Origin of the sequence: Halarcobacter bivalviorum (assembly GCF_003346815.1) — a bacterium.
GTDB lineage: Bacteria > Campylobacterota > Campylobacteria > Campylobacterales > Arcobacteraceae > Halarcobacter > Halarcobacter bivalviorum.
The window spans coordinates 71799-92714 of the sequence record NZ_CP031217.1 but is presented as its reverse complement, the minus strand read 5'-3'; the positions used below and the strand labels follow the sequence as shown (position 1 = coordinate 92714).

General features: G+C 29.6%; 21 protein-coding genes. 4 read left to right on the top strand and 17 right to left on the bottom strand.

Going from position 1 to position 20916, the window contains the following annotated elements:
- Nucleotides 1–130: 130 nt before the first annotated feature.
- Entirely contained in the window at nt 131–445 is a 315-nt protein-coding gene (trxA, locus tag ABIV_RS00430) for a thioredoxin (protein ID WP_114838020.1), read from the bottom strand.
- 127 nt (nt 446–572) lie between these two features.
- On the opposite strand from trxA, the gene ABIV_RS00425 reads away from it, so the two are divergent.
- Entirely contained in the window at nt 573–929 is a 357-nt protein-coding gene (locus tag ABIV_RS00425; protein WP_114838019.1) for a winged helix-turn-helix transcriptional regulator, read from the top strand.
- Between the two features lie 15 nt (nt 930–944).
- Here ABIV_RS00425 and ABIV_RS00420 read toward each other — a convergent pair whose 3' ends face one another.
- A complete protein-coding gene (locus tag ABIV_RS00420) occupies nt 945–1919 on the bottom strand; it encodes a YhdH/YhfP family quinone oxidoreductase (RefSeq protein WP_114838018.1) in 975 nt (324 codons plus the stop codon).
- 152 nt (nt 1920–2071) lie between these two features.
- Here ABIV_RS00420 and ABIV_RS00415 point away from each other — a divergent pair, with 152 nt between their 5' ends.
- Both ABIV_RS00415 and ABIV_RS00410 read left to right on the top strand, forming a co-directional pair.
- The gene (locus tag ABIV_RS00415) at nt 2072–2416 is read left to right on the top strand and encodes a winged helix-turn-helix transcriptional regulator (RefSeq protein WP_114838017.1); all 345 of its coding nucleotides are present in this window, start codon (nt 2072–2074) and stop codon (nt 2414–2416) included.
- Nucleotides 2417–3256 (top strand): alpha/beta hydrolase family protein, encoded by an 840-nt coding sequence (locus ABIV_RS00410; protein ID WP_114838016.1) that lies wholly within the window; start codon nt 2417–2419, stop codon nt 3254–3256.
- Here the strand turns inward: ABIV_RS00410 and ABIV_RS00405 are convergent.
- The 15 genes from ABIV_RS00405 to ABIV_RS00335 all read right to left on the bottom strand — a co-directional run bounded on the left by ABIV_RS00405 (nt 3223) and on the right by ABIV_RS00335 (nt 20227).
- Nucleotides 3223–3915, bottom strand: coding sequence for an ABC transporter permease (locus ABIV_RS00405; RefSeq protein WP_114838015.1), 693 nt, complete (start codon nt 3913–3915; stop codon nt 3223–3225). The two genes, ABIV_RS00410 and ABIV_RS00405, sit on opposite strands and share 34 nt — an antisense overlap.
- Before the next feature lie 3 nt (nt 3916–3918).
- Complete coding sequence (locus tag ABIV_RS00400) at nt 3919–4815, bottom strand: NAD(P)H-dependent glycerol-3-phosphate dehydrogenase (protein ID WP_114838014.1); 897 nt, start codon at nt 4813–4815, stop codon at nt 3919–3921.
- A 3-nt stretch (nt 4816–4818) separates the two neighbouring features.
- The gene (gene gatB, locus ABIV_RS00395) at nt 4819–6246 is read right to left on the bottom strand and encodes an Asp-tRNA(Asn)/Glu-tRNA(Gln) amidotransferase subunit GatB (protein ID WP_114838013.1); all 1428 of its coding nucleotides are present in this window, start codon (nt 6244–6246) and stop codon (nt 4819–4821) included.
- Nucleotides 6247–6256: 10 nt separating this feature from the next.
- A complete protein-coding gene (locus tag ABIV_RS00390; RefSeq protein ID WP_228254316.1) occupies nt 6257–7084 on the bottom strand; it encodes a peptidylprolyl isomerase in 828 nt (275 codons plus the stop codon).
- A 96-nt stretch (nt 7085–7180) separates the two neighbouring features.
- Entirely contained in the window at nt 7181–10018 is a 2838-nt protein-coding gene (locus ABIV_RS00385) for an FAD-binding and (Fe-S)-binding domain-containing protein (protein ID WP_114838012.1), read from the bottom strand.
- A gap of 186 nt (nt 10019–10204) precedes the next feature.
- On the bottom strand, nt 10205–11578 hold the full coding sequence (locus tag ABIV_RS00380) for a TRAP transporter large permease (RefSeq protein ID WP_114838011.1): 1374 nt from the start codon (nt 11576–11578) through the stop codon (nt 10205–10207).
- Nucleotides 11575–12201 carry a TRAP transporter small permease subunit gene (locus tag ABIV_RS00375; protein ID WP_205526939.1) on the bottom strand — a complete coding sequence of 209 codons (627 nt, stop codon included), beginning with the start codon at nt 12199–12201 and terminating at the stop codon, nt 11575–11577. Before ABIV_RS00375 ends, ABIV_RS00380 begins: the two co-directional genes overlap by 4 nt.
- 117 nt (nt 12202–12318) lie before the next feature.
- Nucleotides 12319–13389 carry a TRAP transporter substrate-binding protein gene (locus ABIV_RS00370; protein WP_114838010.1) on the bottom strand — a complete coding sequence of 357 codons (1071 nt, stop codon included), beginning with the start codon at nt 13387–13389 and terminating at the stop codon, nt 12319–12321.
- A gap of 173 nt (nt 13390–13562) precedes the next feature.
- Nucleotides 13563–14207 carry a response regulator transcription factor gene (locus ABIV_RS00365; RefSeq protein ID WP_114838009.1) on the bottom strand — a complete coding sequence of 215 codons (645 nt, stop codon included), beginning with the start codon at nt 14205–14207 and terminating at the stop codon, nt 13563–13565.
- Nucleotides 14182–16389, bottom strand: a complete 2208-nt coding sequence (locus tag ABIV_RS00360; protein ID WP_114838008.1) for an ABC transporter substrate binding protein — start codon at nt 16387–16389, stop codon at nt 14182–14184. The genes ABIV_RS00365 and ABIV_RS00360 overlap by 26 nt, the downstream gene beginning before the upstream one ends.
- 40 nt (nt 16390–16429) lie before the next feature.
- Nucleotides 16430–17014 (bottom strand): LutC/YkgG family protein, encoded by a 585-nt coding sequence (locus ABIV_RS00355; RefSeq protein WP_114838007.1) that lies wholly within the window; start codon nt 17012–17014, stop codon nt 16430–16432.
- Nucleotides 17004–18386: a lactate utilization protein B gene (locus tag ABIV_RS00350; protein ID WP_114838006.1), complete on the bottom strand. Its 1383-nt coding sequence runs from the start codon at nt 18384–18386 to the stop codon at nt 17004–17006. The genes ABIV_RS00355 and ABIV_RS00350 overlap by 11 nt, the downstream gene beginning before the upstream one ends.
- A 1-nt stretch (nt 18387) precedes the next feature.
- On the bottom strand, nt 18388–19131 hold the full coding sequence (locus ABIV_RS00345) for a (Fe-S)-binding protein (protein ID WP_114838005.1): 744 nt from the start codon (nt 19129–19131) through the stop codon (nt 18388–18390).
- Between the two features lie 86 nt (nt 19132–19217).
- Nucleotides 19218–19796, bottom strand: a complete 579-nt coding sequence (locus tag ABIV_RS00340) for a class I SAM-dependent methyltransferase (protein ID WP_114838004.1) — start codon at nt 19794–19796, stop codon at nt 19218–19220.
- Complete coding sequence (locus ABIV_RS00335; protein ID WP_114838003.1) at nt 19793–20227, bottom strand: deoxycytidylate deaminase; 435 nt, start codon at nt 20225–20227, stop codon at nt 19793–19795. Before ABIV_RS00335 ends, ABIV_RS00340 begins: the two co-directional genes overlap by 4 nt.
- A gap of 223 nt (nt 20228–20450) precedes the next feature.
- Here ABIV_RS00335 and accB point away from each other — a divergent pair, with 223 nt between their 5' ends.
- Nucleotides 20451–20909: an acetyl-CoA carboxylase biotin carboxyl carrier protein gene (gene accB / locus ABIV_RS00330; RefSeq protein WP_114838002.1), complete on the top strand. Its 459-nt coding sequence runs from the start codon at nt 20451–20453 to the stop codon at nt 20907–20909.
- Nucleotides 20910–20916 lie beyond the last annotated feature (7 nt).

Below are 20916 nucleotides of genomic sequence, written 5' to 3'. Positions count from 1 at the left end.
CAATTTTCCTAAATATTTTTTGATTTGTTATTTTATCTAATTTTACTTATTTTAAATATGAAGATTATTTGAAAGAGGAAGGAAAGTAGCAGAAGAAGCTGCTACTTTGATTGAATATTATTATTTAATATTATAGTGAGTTTAATTTATCAGCTAATGCTTGTTTTGATTGTGCACCAACTAAAGTATCAACTACTTCTCCATCTTTCATAAATAAAATAGTAGGAATTGATCTAACTCCATATTTAACTGCTAAATCTTGTTGCTCATCTGTATTTACTTTACAAATACTAGCTTTACCATCAAAATCTTCTGCTAATTCATCAATAACAGGAGCAAGCATTCTACAAGGTCCACACCAAGGAGCCCAGAAGTCTACTAAAGAGATACCTTCGTTTACAGTTGCATCAAAATTATCATTTGTTAATTCAATATATTTACCCATTTAATTATCCTTTTTTTTATTTTAATTTTAGTATATTAACTTAATAGTAAACAATTGTCAAGTATGTACTATATAGTTATATAGGCACTTCTAGGTAACTATCTTATTAAAAATTAAAGGCTTTTTTATGGAAACAAAACACTACAACTGCTTTTTTCAACTTGCTACTGAAATGATAGGTGGAAAATGGAAAGCAATGGTTCTTTGGGCTTTAAAAAAAGGTGTAAAAAGAAATGGTGAACTAAGAAAATTAATTCCAGAAATCAGTCAAAAAATGTTAACTCAGCAACTAAGAGAGTTAGAAGAAGTTGGAATAGTTGAGAGAATAGCTTATGCAGTAATTCCTCCAAAAGTAGAGTATAAATTAACACCTAATGGAGAAAAACTAATTCCTATCTTGCAAGAGCTACATGATTGGGGTAAAGATTATGCAAAAGAGCACAATATAAAACTAGTCAAAGATGCAAATTGTGTGATTGAATAAACACACAATTTACTATTAAAGTTTTACTAAATATCTTCCTACTGCTTTTCCAGCTAATAGTTTTTCATAAGCCTCTTTTACATCATCTAAACTAAGTTCAGTTGTTAACTCTTCTAAAGTCTCAATTGCAAAATCTCCTGCAAGTTTCTCCCAAGCTGCTATTTTTTTCTCAATTTTACACTCAACAGAATCAATACCAATTAATCTTACTCCTCTTAAAATAAAAGGAAATACATTTGTTAGCAATTCATGAGATGAAGTTAAACCACAACAAGTTACTACCCCATCATATTTTACTACTTTTAAAGCTTCTGCTAAAATATTCCCACCAACAGTATCAATCACTCCATCATATTTTTCACTTCCCATTGGTCTTTTATTTTCAACATCAAAATCAGCTCTTAAGATTACTTCTTTTGCTCCTAAATCTTTTAAGAAAGGAATTTTATCTTCTTTCCCAGAAATAGCAGTTACAGAAAATCCAAGTTTGCTTAAAATAGCAACAGCAATACTTCCTACTCCACCTGTTGCACCAGTAACAAGTACTTCTCCACTTGTAATACCATTATTTAAAAGTTCATTTACACTTAAAGCAGCTGTTAAGCCTGCTGTACCATAAATCATAATCTCTTTATCACTTATTCCTTGAGGAATTGTAACTACCCATGAAGCTGGTACCTTTACATATTCACTATGTCCACCATTAGTATTCATACCTAAATCATAACCTGTTACAAGTACTTTTTGTCCTACTTTAAACTTTTCACTTGTAGATTTTTCTACAATACCTGCAACATCGATTCCCGTTACATGAGGGAATACTCTTGTAACTCCTGGATTTCCAACTGAACTTAGAGCATCTTTATAGTTTAAAGAAGAGTATGTTGCTTTTATTAAAACTTCATTCTCTTCTAATGTTGGTACTTCAATATCTTGAACACCACAATAAAATTTTTTATCTTCTATCTTTTCTACTACAAATGCTTTCATACTTTATCCTTTTAAATTTCCCTTTAAAAAGGGAGTTATTCTTTTCTTTACTTATGTTAAAACTTTAGCTAAAATTAGACAAAGAGACAAGAACTAACTAAAAAGAAATGTACTATCTAAAAAGATAGTTAAGTGATTTGAAGGTATTTATAATGAATAAAAAAATTGAACAATTAAATGAAAATATTGAAAAATGTCCAGTAGAAACTGCACTTGATGTTTTAGCAGGTAAATGGAAAATACTAATTTTATGGTATCTAAGACGAGATACACTAAGATTTAATGAACTTCAAAAACTTCTTCCAAGAACTACAGAAAAGATGTTAATACAAAAACTAAGAGAATTAGAAAAAGATAATATTGTTCATAGAAAAGTCTATCCAGTAGTTCCTCCAAAAGTAGAATATAGTCTAACTGAATATGGAGAGAGTTTAAAACCTATACTTAAGCAACTCTATCTTTGGGGAGAGATTCATAAAGAGAAATTTAATAAATAAATGAAAACGTTTTTTTCACTCTTATTTATAGTTTTATTTTTTAATGCTTGTACTTCTATTCCAAGTGTAAAAGAGAGAATTAAGATTTCTAATAAGCTTATTGAACATAAGCAAATAAGAAAAGAGATTATTCATACTAATGATTTTTCATTATACTCTTTACAAAAGATATCTTCTTGCAAAACCTTAAGAATTTATATTGAAGGAGATGGTTTAGCATGGGCAACAAAAACAAGAATTTCTTCTAACCCTACTCCAATAAACCCTCTTACTATGAAACTATTTTTAAAAGATAAGAATTCTTGTAAAATCTATTTAGCAAGACCTTGCCAATATACTAATGATAAAAAGTGTGAAAAAAAATATTGGACTTCTCATCGATTTTCAAAGGAAGTCTTATCTTCATATTTAACTATTTTAGATTTATTAAAAGAAAAAAATCAAAATAAAAACTTTGAACTAATAGGCTTTTCAGGAGGAGGAGCAATCGCTACTTTAATAAGTGCAAAAAGAGATGACATCAGTTTTTTACTAACTGTTGCAGGAAACCTAGACCACAAATATTGGACTAGTAAAAATAGACTTACTCCTTTATCTAGTTCTTTAAATCCACCACAGTTTGCTAAAAAACTACAAAAGATAAAGCAAGTTCATTTAATAGGAGAAAAAGACACTATTATTGATAGCTCTATTTTCAAATCATACAACTCTTATTTTAAGGATACATCAAAGATAAATCATTTTATTTTCAAAGATTTTAGTCATCAAAAAGGATGGGAAGATAATTGGGAAAGTTTACTTCTAAATTATTTAGATAATTTAGCTTTTAATAAAAAATAGACAATTGCACTAATTCCTGCACTTGATAAGGTCATTGCCATAATCATAATTTGATACCTAACTGCAATTAGAGGGTCAACTCCTGATAAAATTTGTCCTGTCATCATTCCAGGAAGAGCAACTAATCCAACTGCTAATAATGAGTTTATTTGAGGTATCATGCAGGCTTTAAAGGCTATTTGTCTTGCCTCTTCAAAACTTGTTCTTTCTATCTCTTTTTCAAATCTCTCTACAGCTAGAGATAAAGCATTCATTGTATTTGCAAAAACCATTCCAGCAAGAGGAATAACATATCTTGGTTCATATAAACTCTCTAAATCTAAAACAAAGCCTATTATTATAATAAGATTTACAAGCCCTGAAATTGCTACTGCTAATAAGATTTGTAAATAGTGATTAAAACTTTTATTAACTGTATTTCTAAGAGTAATCCAAGATGAGACTACAATCATAAATAAAACAATAAAAATACCTATTTTTATATCATTTGATTTAAAAATAAAAACAAGAAGATAACCGATTGTTATAAGCTGAATTATCATTCTAAAAGTAGCAATGATAATATCTGTTTTATCTTTTGTCCATTTATAATAGAAATACCAAATAAATATTAAAGGAAGAAAAGAAAGAGAGAGGTTAAAAAATGATATTGTACTCATTTTCTAACTTCTTAGTAAGTCCTTAAGACTATCATGAGGGTTTTTACCATCAAGGATAAGTTTTACCTCTTTTGCAATAGGAGTATAGATTTTATATTTTTTTGATAACTTAAAAATTGCTTCTGAAGTTTTAACACCTTCTGCAACTTCTCCAAGCTCTTCTAAAATAGTTTCTAGTTTCTTACCACCTGCAAGTCCTAGTCCTACTCGAAAGTTTCTACTTAGTTCACTACTTGCAGTTAAAAATAGATCTCCTGCTCCACTAAGACCTAAAAAACTATCTTTTTTAGCTCCAAACTCTTTTCCAAATCTTTGCATCTCCACAAGACCTCTTGAGATAAGTGAAGCTCTAGCATTATTCCCTAGTTTTAAACCTTGACAAATACCACTAGCAATTGCAATTACATTTTTATAAGCTCCACAAATTTCTGCACCTACTACATCATCTGAATAGTAAGTTTTTAAAAATCTTGGGAACATTGGAGCAAATTTTTCATAAAGTTTTTTAGATTTTGAATTAATAACAATTCCTGCAGGTAAAGCTTGTATTACTTCACTTGCAAATGATGGTCCTGAAATAAAACCTATATTTTTACTTGGAACAAACTCTTCATAGATTTCATTTAAAAATTCACCTGTGCTAGCCTCTATTCCTTTAGCTGCTACAAGAATTTTTTGACCTGAAAATACAAAGTTTTCTTGTAACCATTCTCTTATCTCTTGAGCCGGAATAGCTATAACTAAATATTCACAATCTAAGGCAGTTTGTAAATCTACAAAGTCTTTAATATCTCTTTTTGTTCTTGAAGTTATTAAACATTTTTGGTTTTGACTAAGAGCAAAATGAAGAGCTTGTCCCCATTTACCTGCCCCAATTACTGCAATAGATTTTTCAGCCATAAATTACCCTAATCTTTGTTTTAAAAGTTCATTTACTTTTGCTGGATTTGCACTACCTTTTGAAGCTTTCATTGTTTGCCCAACAAAGAATCCAAACAATTTATCTTTTCCACTTCTATACTCTTCAACTTTATCTTGATTTGCACTCAAGATTCCATCAATGATTTCTAAAATAGCTCCATCATCAGATACTTGCTTTAATCCTAATTCTTCGATTACAGCATCTACTTGCATTTCTGGTTTTTGCATTAAGAAATCAAGTACCTCTTTTGCAGCTTTACCAGAGATTGTTCCATCCTCAATTGCTTTTACAACTCCTGCTAGTTTTTTAGCATCAACAGGAGAAGTCTCTAAAGTCATTCCCTCTGTTAATCTTGCAGGTAACTCAACAGTTAACCAAATAGCAGCATTTTTACCAGAAACTCCCTCTTTCATCATCTCATCAAAAAAGTTAGCAGTTTCTAAAGAAGCTGTAATAACTGAGGCATCATACTCTTTGATTCCAAAATCATTTACAAATCTTGCTTTTTTCTCATCTGGTAATTCTGGAATCTGTGAATATTTTTCCATCATTTCATCAGTGATAACAACTGGTAAAAGGTCTGGGTCTGGGAAATATCTATAATCAGCAGCATCTTCTTTACCTCTCATAGATCTTGTCTCACCTTTTTCTGGGTCAAAAAGTCTTGTTTCTTGAACAACTTCTTGCTCATAAACACCATCTTCCCACGCTTCAATTTGTCTATTTACTTCATACTTAATTGCTTTTTCAATGAACTTAAATGAGTTCATATTTTTAATTTCACATCTAGTATATAGTTTTTCATCACCCTTTGGTCTAATAGATACGTTAACATCACATCTAAAAGAACCCTCTTGCATATTAGCGTCAGAGATTCCAAGGTATCTAACAATTGAGTGAAGTTTTTTAAGATATAAAATTGCCTCTTCTGCACTTCTCATATCTGGTTCAGAAACAATCTCAAGAAGAGGTGTTCCTGCTCGGTTTAAATCTACATGAGAAACATTTCCCGCATGAATATTTTTTCCAGCATCATTCTCTAAGTGAGCTCTTGTTACACCAATTTTTTTAGAGCTACCATCTTCAAAATCAATTATTAACTCTCCAAGTCCTACAACAGGAACTTCAAATTGAGAGATTTGGTATCCATTTGGTAAATCTGGATAGAAGTAATTTTTTCTATTAAAGATTGATTTTTTATTAATCTTTGATTTTAAAGCAGTACCTAACATAATTGCTTTATGTACTGCTTCTTTATTTAAAACTGGTAGTGCACCAGGAAGTCCTAAACAAGTTGGACATACATTTGTATTTGGTTCTTCACCAAAACTTGTTGCACAAGAACAAAACAGTTTACTATTCGTATTTAATTGGGCATGTACTTCTAATCCAATAATTACTTCAAACATCTATTTCCTTTTATCTTACTATTTTAATATCTGCAGATAGTTTTAATTTTTCAAAATAGTCTTTTAAATATTTCTTTTCTCTATCTTGCATAATCATGTTAAATATTCTATCTTTCACATCTTCAAAAGCAAGTGTTTGAGAATTCCCTTTTTCAGAAATTAATAAAGAAACATATTGCTTATTTGATGTAAAAACAGGAGTAAATTGATTAACTTTTGTCTCATTTAAAATATATCTTAATTGAGGATTTAAATTAGCTTGATTTAATTCAATATTAGCTTTTTTAACATCTTTTACATTTTCCATTGGATTTCTAATCGCTTTTTGTAAAGCTTCATTACTAGGTGAAGAGTATTGAACTGCTCTTACAGTAGAAGCTGTACTAAATAGATTCTTATTATTTTCATAATAGATTTTTAAATCATCTTCTGTAGCAATTTTAATATTCCCTCTTACAAGTTTATCTGTAAGTTTTTGTCTAATAATCATTTGTCTAGTTTGCTCTTCATAAGCACTATAATCTTGATACTTTTGTTTAACGATAGATTTAAAAGTATATAAATCCATTCCATTTGAAGCTGCAATTTTTTCTAAATAATTATTTACATCAAAAATATCTGCTGTAATATTGTGTTCCTCAACTAATTGTTCGAATAGAACCTCATCAATAAGTTGTGCTACAGCTTTATCTCTTGGAAGATTAGCTTCAACTTTCCTCTTTTCAATATCATAAAGAGTAATTGGTTGGTCATTTACAGTTAGAGCAATTGCATCAACTAATTGTGCAAAAGACATTGTAGTTAGCGTTAAGAAAACAAGAAGTAGTTTAGTCATCATTTTAATCCTTTTTGTAACTATCAAACTTATATTTGATATAAAAACAGATATTTTACCAAATAAATAGTAAATATCTGTTTTGGCTAAAAAGATTATCTATTTTTTTGTTGTTGTACACTTATCAATTAAATAGAAAATTGAATTATAATCAAGTCCCGATGTCTCACTTAAGCCTATTTCACAAGTCTTAGAAGTAGAGAAAGCATATTTTGCTTCTTTTACATCCTCTTTTAAGAATCTAAGAGCCGAAGTATTTAATTCAGGAAAATTAAATCCTCTATCTCCTGCAAATCCACAACATTTTACATTCTCAGGAACTATTACTTTAGTAGAACACATTTTTGCTAGTTCTATAAACTTCTCATGTAAGCCCATTTTTCTTGAAGAACAAGTTGTATGAATAGTAATTGGCTCATCTATTTGATTAAACTCTAAATTATCTTTTAATACTTCAAGAGTAAACTCAATTGGTTCATATAGTTTCATTTTACTATTAAAACTCTCAAGCATTTTTTTAGTACAAGGACTTGTATCACAAAGGATTGGATATTCCCCAAAATGACTAATCTCTTGTAAAGCATGTTCCAACTCATTTGATTTTTGTTCAGCTTGCTTTTTAAAACCTTTTGAAGAGAAAGGCATTCCACAACATAAATTATCTAAATTCTCTGGAAATAGAATTTGGTAACCAGCTTTTTGTAGTAATTTTACTGTTACATCAAATAACTCTTCTTCTACTGTAGTTTTACTATCTCTTCCCATTGTTCTATTAATACAAGAAGGAAAATATACAACTTTTTTACTATCTAATTTTTGTTCAAAGTGTGTATCAATAGTAGTTGCTCGTGGAAGACTTGCACTCCATTGTGGAAGATTATCTTTACTTAGACTTCTCATAGAAGAAGTAAAGCTTCTCATACTTGGTGTTCCTAAAAGCTTATGCATTAAATTTGCACCACTTAATCCAACTTTCATCCCTTTTAGAGTTGTTGAAAAGTTATTAGCCACAAAAGAGGCTATTTTATCTGCACTTGGAGTAATTTGCTCTGTTCTTAAATGTTTTGTTAAATTTCCTGTATCAATCTTAACTGGACATGCTGTTGAACATAAAGAACAAGTTGCACAAGTCTCTATTCCATCATATTGATAAAGCTCTTTATACTCTTTTGCTTCTTCAAGATTTCCTTCTCTTTCAAGTTTTGAAATCTCTCTATTTATAACAATTCTTTGTCTTGGAGTTAAAGTAATATCATTTGAAGGACAAGTAGGTTCACAGAAACCACACTCAATACAAGTGTCAACTATTTCATTTGTTGCAGGCATTGCTTTTAAATTCTTAAGGTGTGCTTCTGCATCATCATTTATGATAACACCAGGATTTAATAAACCTTTAGGATCAAATACTTCTTTGATTCTTTTCATCATTGAATAAGCAGTTTTCCCCCACTCTACTTCAATAAATGCAGCCATATTTCTACCCGTACCATGTTCAGCTTTTAAACTTCCTTGATATTTTACTGCAACAGAAGAAACTACATCATTCATAAATTCATCATATCTTTTCACTTCACTTTCAATTGAAAAGTCTTGAGTAAATACGAAGTGGAAGTTTCCTTCTAAAGCATGTCCAAAAATTAAGGCTTCACTATATCCATGCTTTTTAAACAGAGCTTGTAGTTCTAAAGTAGCTTCGGCTAATACTTCAATAGGATAAGCAACATCTTCAATAATAACAGTTGTTCCTACTTCTCTTACAGCACCAACTGCGGGGAATAGTCCTTTTCTAATTTTCCAATAAAGAGTATATTCTGCAACATCTTTTGTAAAATAGATATCTCTTACAACTTCAAACTCTTCAAGTAACTCTTCAAGTTCTTTGATTTGAGTATCTAAAGTTTCATCATTTATTGCTCTTGTTTCAATTAAAAGTGCCGTTACATTTTCATCAAAATCTTTAATATACTCTGGCATTGCAGGGTCATTTTCAATACTTGCTAATCCTGCTCTATCCATAAGTTCAACCGCATCAACAGTAATAGTTTTTGCTTCTCTTGCTAATTTTATTTTAGTAACCGCTGTACAGGCTTCTTTTACGTCTTTAAAATAAATTAAAGCACTAGCTTTATCTTTTAAATCTTCAACTGTCTCATAAGTAATCTCTTCAATAAAGGCTAAAGTTCCTTCACTTCCAATAATTAAATGTTGTAAAACTTCAAAAACATCATCAAAATCAATAAGAGCATTTATTGAGTAACCACATGTATTTTTAATTTTAAATTTCTTTTCAATTAAAGCTGCTAACTCTTTATCTGCTTTTGTCTCTTTTGCAATATTTTCTAAACCTTCTAAGAACTCTTTATGAGAAATTCTAAAAGCTTTTTTAGACTCTTCATCTGCTGTATCAAGTTTTGTACCATCGGCAAAGATTAGTTTCATAGACTTTAAAGTCTTGTATGAGTTTTGAGAAATTCCACAACACATACCAGAGGCATTATTTGCAGCAATTCCACCAATCATAGCAGCATTTATACTTGCTGGGTCTGGTCCTATTTTTTTTCCATATGGAGCAAGTAAATTATTTACTTCTTGACCTGTAAGGGCTGGTTGTAATGAGATTGTACTTTTATCTTCAGAAATTCTAAAGTCCCTAAAATTTCTTGACGTAACTATTAAAATAGAATCACTAATTGCTTGACCAGAAAGTGAAGTACCAGCAGCTCTAAAAGTTACACTTAATTCCATGGCATTAGATAGTTTTAAAATCTCTTCTACTTCTTTTGCATTATCTGTTTTGATTACTATTTTTGGAATTAGCCTATAAAAAGATGCATCTGTTCCATAGGCTAAAGTATGCAACTTATCTGTAAATAAATTTTTTGTATCAATTATTTTTGATACTTCATCGTAAAAATCTTGATATTTTCCCTCTAACATGTTTTATCCTTATAAATTTTTGGTTATTAATTTATAAAGAGATGCTATTCAAGGCGTGGTACTGTGTATATTCTTTGTTGAGGATCATCTATAAAAGAGTACATCCTATCTTTTATTTTAAAAACTATATTTGAACTAAGCTTTAAAATCATAGACATAATGTACTCCTTTTTTTATAGCATTATACTATATATCTGCAGACATTCCAAATATTTCTGGGTAGAAGGCTACAATTCCTAATACGATTATTTGGATGACAATAAATGGCAATACTCCTCTATATATCTGAGCAGTTGTAACACCAGCTGGTGCACATCCTTTTAGATAGAAAAGGGAGAAACCAAATGGAGGAGTTAAGAATGAAGTCTGTAAATTCATTGCAATTAAAATCGCAAACCATACAGGGTTAATTCCTAAAGTCTCAGCAACTGGAATTAAAATAGGAACAATAATATATGAAATCTCAATAAAGTCAATAAAGAATCCTAAAATTAAGATTGCTAACATTGTAAAGATTACAAATCCCCATTTATCATCACCTGGTAAACTTGTCATTGCATGCTCAACAACCTCTTCTCCACCAGTATATGAAAATACCATCGAGAATGCTGTTGCACCAATTAAGATACCAAATACCATTGATGTAATTTTAACTGACTCTAAAGCTGCTTCTTTTACCATTCCCACAGTAAATGTTCTATATAAAAGTGATAAACCAATAGCACCAACACATCCAACTGCTGCTGATTCTGTTGGTGTTGCGATACCTTCAAAAATAGAACCAAGAACTAAGATAATTAGTGTTAAAGAAGGAATAATATCAATTAAAGCTCTAATAACTTGTTTCTTTTTATTTCCTCTACTTGGATCTGCTGGAATTGCAGGAGCCATATCTTTTCTAATAAATGATACTGCTAAAATAAATAGAATATAAGCACCAACTAAAGCAAGACCCGGTCCAACTGCTGATGAGAATAGGTCTCCAACTGGAACTTGGAAAACATCCCCTAAAATAATTAAAACAATTGAAGGAGGAATAATTTGCCCTAAAGTACCAGAAGCACAGATAGTTCCCGTTGCAAGTTCAGTATTATATTTATACTTAAGCATTACAGGAAGTGAGATAACTCCCATTGCTACAACTGAAGCACCAACAACACCTGTAGAAGCTGCTAATAATGTACCAACTAATACAGTTGAAATTGCAACCCCACCTCTAATCTCTCCAAATAAGAAGCCCATTGATTCTAAAAGTTTTTCAGCAAGTCCAGTTTTTTGTAAAACAATTCCCATAAAAATAAACATTGGAATTGCCATTAAAATAGTACTTTGCTGAATAGAGTAGATTCTAAAAGGCATATAATCAAACATTGCAATACCTTCAGCCCATCCTGAAGCTAGAAGTTGAGTTAAAGCAGTACCCTCTTCTGCATAAGAGAAAATTTCTACAAAACCTGCAAAAATCCCAAAAAATACTGAAACTGCTGCAAAAGTAAATGCTACTGGAAATCCAATGATTAGCATAAACAATGCAGTAAAGAACATTACTATACCAATCATTTTGTTTCTCCTTTTTTATCCTCATTTGCATAAGGGTCTATATCTACTACGTGATGTTTTTTCTCACTTAAATCGCATTTTAGATTTTCAATTTCACCTTTTAAGTTATACTCCTCCATTGGATGTAAACCTTTGTAAATATTTAGATTTCTAATAAAAAATCCAATAGTTGTGATAATTAGTAAGAAAAATGATAAAGGTATAAGTGCTTTTACAATCCATCTATAAGGAAGTCCTCCTGGATCGCCACTTTGTTCCATCGAAAGATATGCTTCATAAGCATTATTAATTGAGCTAAGTCCTACTAAAAGAGCAATTGGTAGAATAAATATTACTGACCCTACCATATTAATTAAAGCCTTTCTTTTTGGACTAAATCTATCATAAACTAAGTCAACTCTAACATGACCATCTTCTTTTAATGTATATGCAATACCAAGAAGTATAATTACTGAAAATAGATGCCATTCCATCTCTTGCATAGCAATACTTCCTGATTTAAAAAAGTATCTCATAACTACATCATAAAATACATTTAAAATCATTAGAACCATAGCTACTGCTGTTATAAATCCAATAAAATCTGCAAATTTATTGAACCCTTTTTCCAATTTTAACAACATAAAAATCCTTTGGGTGTGTTCAAATAAGTAAGATAAAAATATCTCATTGTTCTATGTTTATGTTACTTATTATATATGAAATCCCCTTAGAGGGGATTCCTAAATATGTAGACAATATTATAAGTTATCTTTTAAGTAAATGTAGTCAGACATTTTTGTCCACTCTCTAACTTTCTTTTGGTAAGCTTCTTGAGAGTCTAAAATCTCTTTTAACATTGGTTGACCTTTAGTCATCTCTTCTCTTAACTCAGTATTTGCTTTTTTCATAGCATCCATAACTTCTTTAGGGAAAGTTTTAATTTTAATATTTGGATACTCTTTTTCAATTTTTGCCCAAGCTTCAGAACTCATGTGATAGTTTTGAATATACATATCATAAGCACTAGCTCTCATTGCAGTAATTAAAATTTGTTGTAAGTCTTTTGGTAACCTATTAAATTTTTTCTCATTTACTAAAAATTGTAAATCTAATCCTGGCTCATGCCAACCAGTATAATAATAAGGAGCAATTTTATTGAATCCCATGTTGATATCCATACCAGGCCCAACCCACTCTAGTGCATCAATTGTACCTCTTTCTAAAGAAGTATATAATTCACCTGGAGCAATATTAGTAACAGTAAGTCCTAATTTTGCCATAACTTCACCAGCAAAACCTGGAATTCTCATTTTAAGACCTTTTAGGTCATCTACAGTGTTGATCTCTTTTCTAAACCAACCACCCATTTGATTTCCTGAACTTCCACCAGGGAAAGATAATACTTTATGTTTTTTGTATACTCTTTTCATTAAATCCATACCACCACCGTGATAGAACCATGCATATTGTTCAGGTGTAGTCATACCAAAAGGCATTGTACTAAATGGTAAAGTATTAATATCTTTACCTTTCCAGTAATATGATGCTGAGTGACCCATGTCATATTGACCACCCTTTACCATATCTAAAATACCTAAAGCAGATTTATGTTTATTTGAAGCATCTACTCTGATGATTAATCTTCCATCAGACATCTCTTCAACCATTTTTGCCATGTTTGTTGGTGCATCAATAAATGGATGTAGTGTTGGCCCCCATGTAGTAGCCAGTTTCCATTTATATACTTTTTCTGCTAAAGCTTGAGTACTTAACCCCGCGATAAGTGCTGCCGCTGCAATAAGTTTAGTTGGTTTACCAAACATATTCATTTGATCTCCTTTTTTTTGTGTCTCAAGGAAATTTTAACTAGCAGGAATGAAAAAGATATGATATTTTTTCTTTTTTTTGAAAAAAAACCCCATAAAATATAGGGTTTTGAGCATATGTTCACTAAATTAATGTTTTTTTAAGAAATTGCTATTTTAATGCTATTTTTGACTATTTAGTCAGTTTTAAATATATATCCAGTATCAACTACAGTATGAATATAATCTTTTTTTACAACCTTTCTTAATCTTCTCACTAAAGACCTAATTGATTCAATTGAAGCAAATGAACCTTCCCAAACATAATTCTCAATTGCTTCATAAGTTAGTACTTGATTTTTCTTTGTTAAAAAAAGATTCATAAGTAATCTCTCTTTTTTTGTAAGTCTTTGTTCTTCATTATCAATACATAAAGTTGAAGATTTATAATCAAAGTAAGAATCTTTGTCAAAATACTCTTTTTCATCTTTTACTTGACAAAGTTTTTCTACTTTTATTTCTAATTCATCTATGAAAAAAGGTTTCTTTAAATAATCATTACAGCCAAAATCATAAGCCTCTTTTATCATATCTAGCTCAACTGTTGCACTAATTATAATAATAGGGACTACAGTGTAATAGTTTCTTATCTTCTTTAAGATTTTAATTCCATCTATATTTGGAACATTTATATCTAAAATAAAACAGGAAAAGCCTTCATCAATACTATTTAAAGCCTCTTGTCCATCTATAAAACTAAAAACTTTATAACCTTTTAATTCAAGTCTTTTTTTAATTGTTGCATTTAATTTTTTATTATCTTCTAATAGTAGAATTTTCATTTTTCGCCTCTTTTTTTGGCAGTTTTATTGTAAAAACTACATTTTTATCTCTATTTTGTGCTGTTATATGACCTTTCATTTTATCTTCAATTATTACCTTTGCCATATAAAGACCAAACCCCGTACCTCTCTTTTTAGTTGTAAAATATGGTTCAAATATTTTGTCTATTATATTTGAATCAATATTTCCTCCATCATCAATAATCTCTATTATATTATACTTTTCTGACTCTTCTACATTTATAGTAAGATTGTATTTATCATTTGTATTTTTATCAATAATCTTATTTTTTGCATTATTGATTAGATTTAATAAAACTTGTTTAAACTCATTTTCATATCCAAAAATGATTAAATCATCCTCTTTATAGTTGTAGTTTACTCTCATATTTATATTTGAATAGAAAATTTGTTTTCCAATAATTTCAAAAATCTCTTCAAAAGATTGTTTAATAGAAAAAAATACTTTTTTTGTAGAAGGTTTTAAAAAGTTTCTAAAATCACTTAAAGTTTGTGACATATATTTTATTTGTACCATAGAGTCATTTACAAACTCTTGTACTTGACTATCTTTTAACTCATTTAAAATAAAAGAGGTTTGTATATCTTGAACTTGTGCAGATAGCTCAACTAAAGGCTCATTCCACTGGTGTGCAATTGCAGCAACCATATCTCCCATCTCAGCTAATTTACCTTGTTGAATTAAAAACTGTTTTTGCTGAATTCGTTCTGTAATATCATCCATAATACATACTATTCCACCAATTGAGCTATCATTATTTAAATATACTGCTTTTTTGATGATTATATGTCTCATTTGATTATCTGCTAAATGCAGAGTTACTTCAGAAGTATCTGTACCTAAAGAGTGAAGAAGTTTTCTATCTACTGTTTCATTTCTAGCAGCAATATCAGCGGCAAAGAAATCCTTTGCTGTTTTACCTACTACATCTTTTTTAGGGATATTTAAAAGTTCAGAGAAGGCTTTATTACAACCTAAAAATTTACCATCTTTATTTTTATAATAAATTGGATTTGGTAAAGTATCTAATAAAACCTTATCAAATTTAATTCTATTTTGTAAATCTTTCTCTACTCTCATTCTTCTTTGAATATTTGCTTTCATAGAAAAAACCATAATTAATAAAATTGCTATAATTATAAGGGTTACAACTACTAATTTTGTATATTTTCTAAAAAAACCATGGGGTTCATTTATTACTTCATAATCTTCCAAAATCTTATCAATATTTATATCAAATCTATCTAGCTCTTTATAATCAAAGATATATCTATTTGGAGATTTTTCTATAATAGGAATAGTTTTAACATCTTTCCCATTTAAAACTTGTATTGTCATATTTGCAACAGCTTCACCTTGAGCTTTTGCAGAAGTTAATAAACCACCAACCATTCCATAATCTAAATAAAAATCCCAAAGTCCATAAATAGGTACTTGACTAACTTCTCTTACTTTTTTAAAGCTCTGCTTATAAGTAAAAAACTTCCCTGTTTTATCTTTAAATAAGAGTACAAATAAAAGAGCACTTTTTGTTTTATCTAAGTTTATAACTTTCTTTTTTAAATTATCAATATCTAAATTATCGACATATTCTATTTTAAACTTCTGAGAATATTTCTCAATTACAGGTCTTAAATCTCTTTTTACAGCTAAACCTGTTTTAGATTTGTCATTTATAATAAGAAGTTTCTCCAAGTTGGGATGTATTTTAGAAATAAGCTCAAAGTTTTTTTCTAAATCTACTTGCTCAACAACTCCGCTCATATAGTTTTTCATATTATTTTCACCAAGAAAAGCTCTATCAAAGTTATTGATTCCACAAAATAAAACGGGTAAATCTTTAAAAAGATACTCATGGTATCTAATTGCAAACTCAAAGGCATTATTGTCACTTGCAATTATGATATCAAAGTCTCTTGTTGAAAATTGTTCTTTATAAAGTTGTGCTAATTTATTTAAATAAAGAGGAGAGGCTACATGTTTGGTATCCATGTAAATTGTTGTAAGGTCTATATCTTTTTCATTTTTAAATCTCTTTTCAATCTCTGAAGAGATATCATCACTCCATTTATAACCTTTATGGTAAGAATGAAGTAACAAAACCTCTTTAGAGGCAAAGAGTGAAGTAAAAAGTAAAAATAAAATTAGTATTAATCTCAAAATAATCCTTATGTTATTTTACCAATTATAACATAATAAACTATTCTACGAAAATTACATATCCTGATTTTGGACCATGAGCTCCAATAACTAATGATTGTTCAATATCAGCTGTTTTTGATGGACCACTAATAAAAGCCCCATATGATGGTTCATCAAAAGATATTAACTCATAAGCTTCATGCATATTATTTACTATTGCACTTTTATCTAATACTAAAATGATATTTTGTGCAATAAAATATAAAGCTCTATGTCTATTATCTTTATTTTTTACCCAAACAGCTCCATTTTCTGAAACTGCAAATTCACCTCTTAAAACTGCTAAATCAACATCTTTTAAATTATGAGGGTCTTCTTCTTCATTTGCATCAAAGTTTCCTAAAGTAAAATCCTCAACATTTGAAGCTATCACTTTTTCTTCTGGATACAAAGATTTTACAGTTTCATCTAAAGCCTCTTTTTTAACAAATAGTGCTTTCCCACCAACTGATTCAAGCATTGTAGAAAACTGAGCATATTTATCCTCAAAAGTTAGACCAAAGTTTGAATAATCTGGAAGAGGAGTATCTTTCACAACATTATTCGTTCTAATACTATTTAAAATTAAATCTTTACTTGTCATTTGAAAACTCCTCTTTATAAAGTTCTTTAAAACTTTTTTTAGGCATTTCAGGGATATCTCTTTGTTTTCCCCATGTATTAAATCTATTATAAATCATCACTTTTGGTAAAAGTGGTACTATTTTTCTTGCTACTTTTCCAACAAAATCAAATAGTGCTGGTTTACTCATTAACCAAGAAGCAAACTGCATAGATAATCTTTTTTGATTAGAGATAATATTTTTCTCTCTTAAATCTTGTCTATGTGAATATAATTGTGAGTCTAAATCAATTTTTACAGGACACACATTTGAACATGAACCACAAAGTGTACATGCAAAAGATAGAGTTTTATGTTTTTTAGGGTCTCTAAAAGTTGCTAATGTAGAACCAATTGGTCCTGGAATAACATAATCATAAGAGTGACCACCAGATCTTCTATAAATAGGACAAGTATTCATACAAGCCCCACATCTAATACAGTTTAATGCTTTTTTATATTTTGTAGATTGTAAAAATGGTGTTCTTTTATTATCTACAATTACAATATGCATTTGTCCACCTTCTACTGGACCATGAAAATGAGATGTATATGAAGTAATAGCTTGACCTGTTGCAGACCTTGCAAGTAATCTTGTAAATACAGATAAATCTTTAAGTCTTGGAATCACTTTTTCAATTCCCATACAGGCAATATGAAGTTTTGGTAAGGAAGCACCCATATCTGCATTACCTTCATTTGTACAAACCACAACTCCCCCAGTATTTGCAATGGCAAAGTTAACCCCTGTAATACCAGCATCTGCATCTAAAAACTTTTGTCTTAAGTCAGCTCTTGCTGCTCTTGTTAAATAAGTTGGGTCATAATTTCCTTTTTCTGTACCCATTTTTTCATGGAAAGTATCAGAAACATCTTGTTTTTTTAAGTGAATTGCTGGAAGAACGATATGTGAAGGTGGTTCATTTCTAAGTTGAACAATTCTTTCACCTAAATCTGTATCAACAACTTCCATACCTTTTGATTCTAAGAAAGGATTTAAGTGACACTCTTCTGTTAACATAGATTTTGACTTAACAACTTTTTTTACATTGTTTTCACTTAAAATTCTATGTACAATCTCATTGTGCTCTTGTGCATCTTTTGCAAAGTGTACTTTAATTCCTTTAGCATTTGCATTTTTTTCAAACTCTAAAAGATATTTATCTAAATTTGCCATTGTATGAGTTTTTATTTGGTCAGCAAAATATCTTAATTGCTCCCATTCTGGAATTGTTTTTGTTGTTCTATCCCTTTTTTCTCTTACAAACCATAAAGCTTGATCATGCCAATGCATTCTTTCATCATTTGCTACAAACTCTTTTGCTTTTAGTGGGTGATTGTGTAAAACACTCATGTTATTCCTCCCCTGCTAAAATCTCTGTAATATGCATAATTTTTAAAGGTTTATTTTCTCTATTGATTAAACCTTGCATATGCATAAGACAAGACATATCTGCACCTGTCATAATTTCAACATTTGAATCTATATGGTCTTTTATTCTATCTCTTCCCATTGCAACAGAGATATCTTCTTCAGTTACACTGAATGTTCCTCCAAAACCACAGCATTCATCATCTCTATTTAGTTCAATAAGTTCTATTCCCTCTACTAAACTAAGTAGATTTTTTAGTTTATTGTTTTTAGGAATATTTAATTCACTAGGACTTCCTAATTTTAGACCTCTATGCCCGTGACATGAGTTATGAACTCCAACTTTATGAGGGAAATATGAATCTATTTTTTCTACTTTTATAATATCATGTAGAAATTCACACACTTCATAAATAGAAGTTTTAACTTTATTATAATCTTTATCATCTTCATCAAAGAAGGGTTTGTAATGGTCTTTTACCATCGTTACACATGAACCAGTTGGTGCAACAATATAATCAAACTCTTTAAAAATCTCAACAAATCTTAATGCTAAGTTTTTCATATCTTTAGAACAACCAGAATTTGCCATTGGTTGCCCACAACAGGTTTGATCCATTGGGTACTCAACATCAAGATTAAATTTCTTTAATAATCTTAGTGTTGCCATTGCACTATTTGGATATAACTCATTCATAAAACAGGGAATAAATAATCCTACTTTCATAGCCTCATCCTTAACTTTATTTTACCTTATAGTGTAAGTATATATTCTTGATATGAAAAATTTATGATATTTTAAACTCGAGTTGACTAATTAGTTAAGTGTTTAATAAAAATACTCATATCATTGTCTAAATAGTAATCTTTTATCTCAATTTCCTTATTTAAACCCTCGCAAAAATCAATTATATGTCTATAATCAACATCATTCAAAGTATGAGACTTTAAGAAGTTAAATACAAAACCTTTTGTTGAAGCTTCTAAGCAGTTTTGTATAAATTTAAACATCTGTTTTTTTCTAAGAATATTCATAGCTCCACTACAAACATAGTAGTCAGCTTTAGGAAGAGAGTCTTTTAAAATATCTTTTACAAGAAATTTTTCACTAGGAAATCTCTCTTTACTTAAAGTTATCATCTTTTGTTCAACATCAAGACCAATATATTGTTTAGGTTTAAGATTTGATTTTTTTAAGTAGTTTAAATACTCAGCAAAACCACATCCTGCATCTATGATAGTTGAATCTTTTATCTGCTCTTTTATAAAAGAGTTTAAGACTTCAAACCTTAGATACTGAGTAAATTGAGATTGCCAATGCACACCCTTTGCACTAACCCCATATTTATCTATTGCTTTTTTATAAAACTTATGATTATCAATACTTATCATTTTATTTGTTCTATAATTACACCGTTGTCTTTTATAAATTTTGAAACAACTTCTGAATTTGTATGTTCATATGCTCTATCATAGACTATTCTTTTAATTCCAGCTGCAATTAAATTTTTTGAACACTCACTACAAGGTTCTAAAGTTACATAAATAGTTGCATCTTCTATTGAGATTCCCTTTCTTGCTGCCCAAATTAGAGCATTCATTTCTGCATGAATCTCATATGTTTTAGACCAATCATGATGATCTTTTGTATATTCTGAATTCCAATGTTCACTACAATTTATATAACCAGTTGGTGTACCATTATATCCAGTGGAAAGAATTCTTCCATCTTTTACAATTACTGCACCTACTTGTTTTGATACACATTTAGAAGCACTTGCAATTTCATGTGCAATATTGATAAAGTTTCTATCACTAATCATCTTCTTCTCCCTACATTTTATTTCAATTAATTTCATAAAAATTGCATAAAAATTGTATTTTTAAAAATCTTCAAATTTTTATAGATTTTTCTATATTTTTATTAGATTTAGCCTTCTTTTTAATAAAAAAAAGGTAATTTTAGCATAATTTATAAATTTGATATAAGATTTTATAACATTTTTTATGGTATTATTTCCAAAATTTGATTATAAAAGGTTGAACATGGATTTCAGAGAAATTAAAGAGATAATTAGAGTTTTCGATAAAAGTGAATTAAGTAAATTAAAAGTAAAAGAAGGTGAATTTGAAATTTCTATGCAAAAAGGTTTTGAAGGAGGAACTGTTGTAACTTCTGCTCCTGTTGCTACTGCTGCACCAGTTGTTGCTGCTGCGCCTCTTGCTGTAGCTGCTACAACTGAAGCTGCACCTGCTGCAATTTCTGGAGATACAATTAACTCTCCAATGGTTGGAACTTTCTATTCTGCTCCATCACCAGAAGCATCTGATTTTGTTAAAAAAGGTGACACAGTTAAAAAAGGTCAAACACTTTGTATTTTAGAAGCTATGAAAATTATGAATGAAGTTGAAGCTGAATTTGATTGTAAAATTGTTGATATCTTAGTTGAGAATGGAAATCCAGTAGAATACGATATGCCATTATTTGTAGTAGAAAAACTATAATAAAGAG

Coding starts and splice junctions, on each gene's coding strand:
- ABIV_RS00390 (WP_228254316.1), bottom strand. CDS start 7,084: ATGATGACTAAACTACTTCTTGTTTTCTTAACGCTAACTACAATGTCT.
- ABIV_RS00340 (WP_114838004.1), bottom strand. CDS start 19,796: ATGATAAGTATTGATAATCATAAGTTTTATAAAAAAGCAATAGATAAA.
- ABIV_RS00425 (WP_114838019.1), top strand. CDS start 573: ATGGAAACAAAACACTACAACTGCTTTTTTCAACTTGCTACTGAAATG.
- ABIV_RS00405 (WP_114838015.1), bottom strand. CDS start 3,915: ATGAGTACAATATCATTTTTTAACCTCTCTCTTTCTTTTCTTCCTTTA.
- gatB (WP_114838013.1), bottom strand. CDS start 6,246: ATGTTTGAAGTAATTATTGGATTAGAAGTACATGCCCAATTAAATACG.
- ABIV_RS00355 (WP_114838007.1), bottom strand. CDS start 17,014: ATGACAAGTAAAGATTTAATTTTAAATAGTATTAGAACGAATAATGTT.
- ABIV_RS00335 (WP_114838003.1), bottom strand. CDS start 20,227: ATGATTAGTGATAGAAACTTTATCAATATTGCACATGAAATTGCAAGT.
- ABIV_RS00345 (WP_114838005.1), bottom strand. CDS start 19,131: ATGAAAGTAGGATTATTTATTCCCTGTTTTATGAATGAGTTATATCCA.
- ABIV_RS00375 (WP_205526939.1), bottom strand. CDS start 12,201: ATGTTGTTAAAATTGGAAAAAGGGTTCAATAAATTTGCAGATTTTATT.
- ABIV_RS00380 (WP_114838011.1), bottom strand. CDS start 11,578: ATGATTGGTATAGTAATGTTCTTTACTGCATTGTTTATGCTAATCATT.
- ABIV_RS00365 (WP_114838009.1), bottom strand. CDS start 14,207: ATGAAAATTCTACTATTAGAAGATAATAAAAAATTAAATGCAACAATT.
- ABIV_RS00400 (WP_114838014.1), bottom strand. CDS start 4,815: ATGGCTGAAAAATCTATTGCAGTAATTGGGGCAGGTAAATGGGGACAA.
- ABIV_RS00370 (WP_114838010.1), bottom strand. CDS start 13,389: ATGAATATGTTTGGTAAACCAACTAAACTTATTGCAGCGGCAGCACTT.
- ABIV_RS00350 (WP_114838006.1), bottom strand. CDS start 18,386: ATGAGTGTTTTACACAATCACCCACTAAAAGCAAAAGAGTTTGTAGCA.
- ABIV_RS00385 (WP_114838012.1), bottom strand. CDS start 10,018: ATGTTAGAGGGAAAATATCAAGATTTTTACGATGAAGTATCAAAAATA.
- ABIV_RS00420 (WP_114838018.1), bottom strand. CDS start 1,919: ATGAAAGCATTTGTAGTAGAAAAGATAGAAGATAAAAAATTTTATTGT.
- ABIV_RS00410 (WP_114838016.1), top strand. CDS start 2,417: ATGAAAACGTTTTTTTCACTCTTATTTATAGTTTTATTTTTTAATGCT.
- ABIV_RS00415 (WP_114838017.1), top strand. CDS start 2,072: ATGAATAAAAAAATTGAACAATTAAATGAAAATATTGAAAAATGTCCA.
- trxA (WP_114838020.1), bottom strand. CDS start 445: ATGGGTAAATATATTGAATTAACAAATGATAATTTTGATGCAACTGTA.
- accB (WP_114838002.1), top strand. CDS start 20,451: ATGGATTTCAGAGAAATTAAAGAGATAATTAGAGTTTTCGATAAAAGT.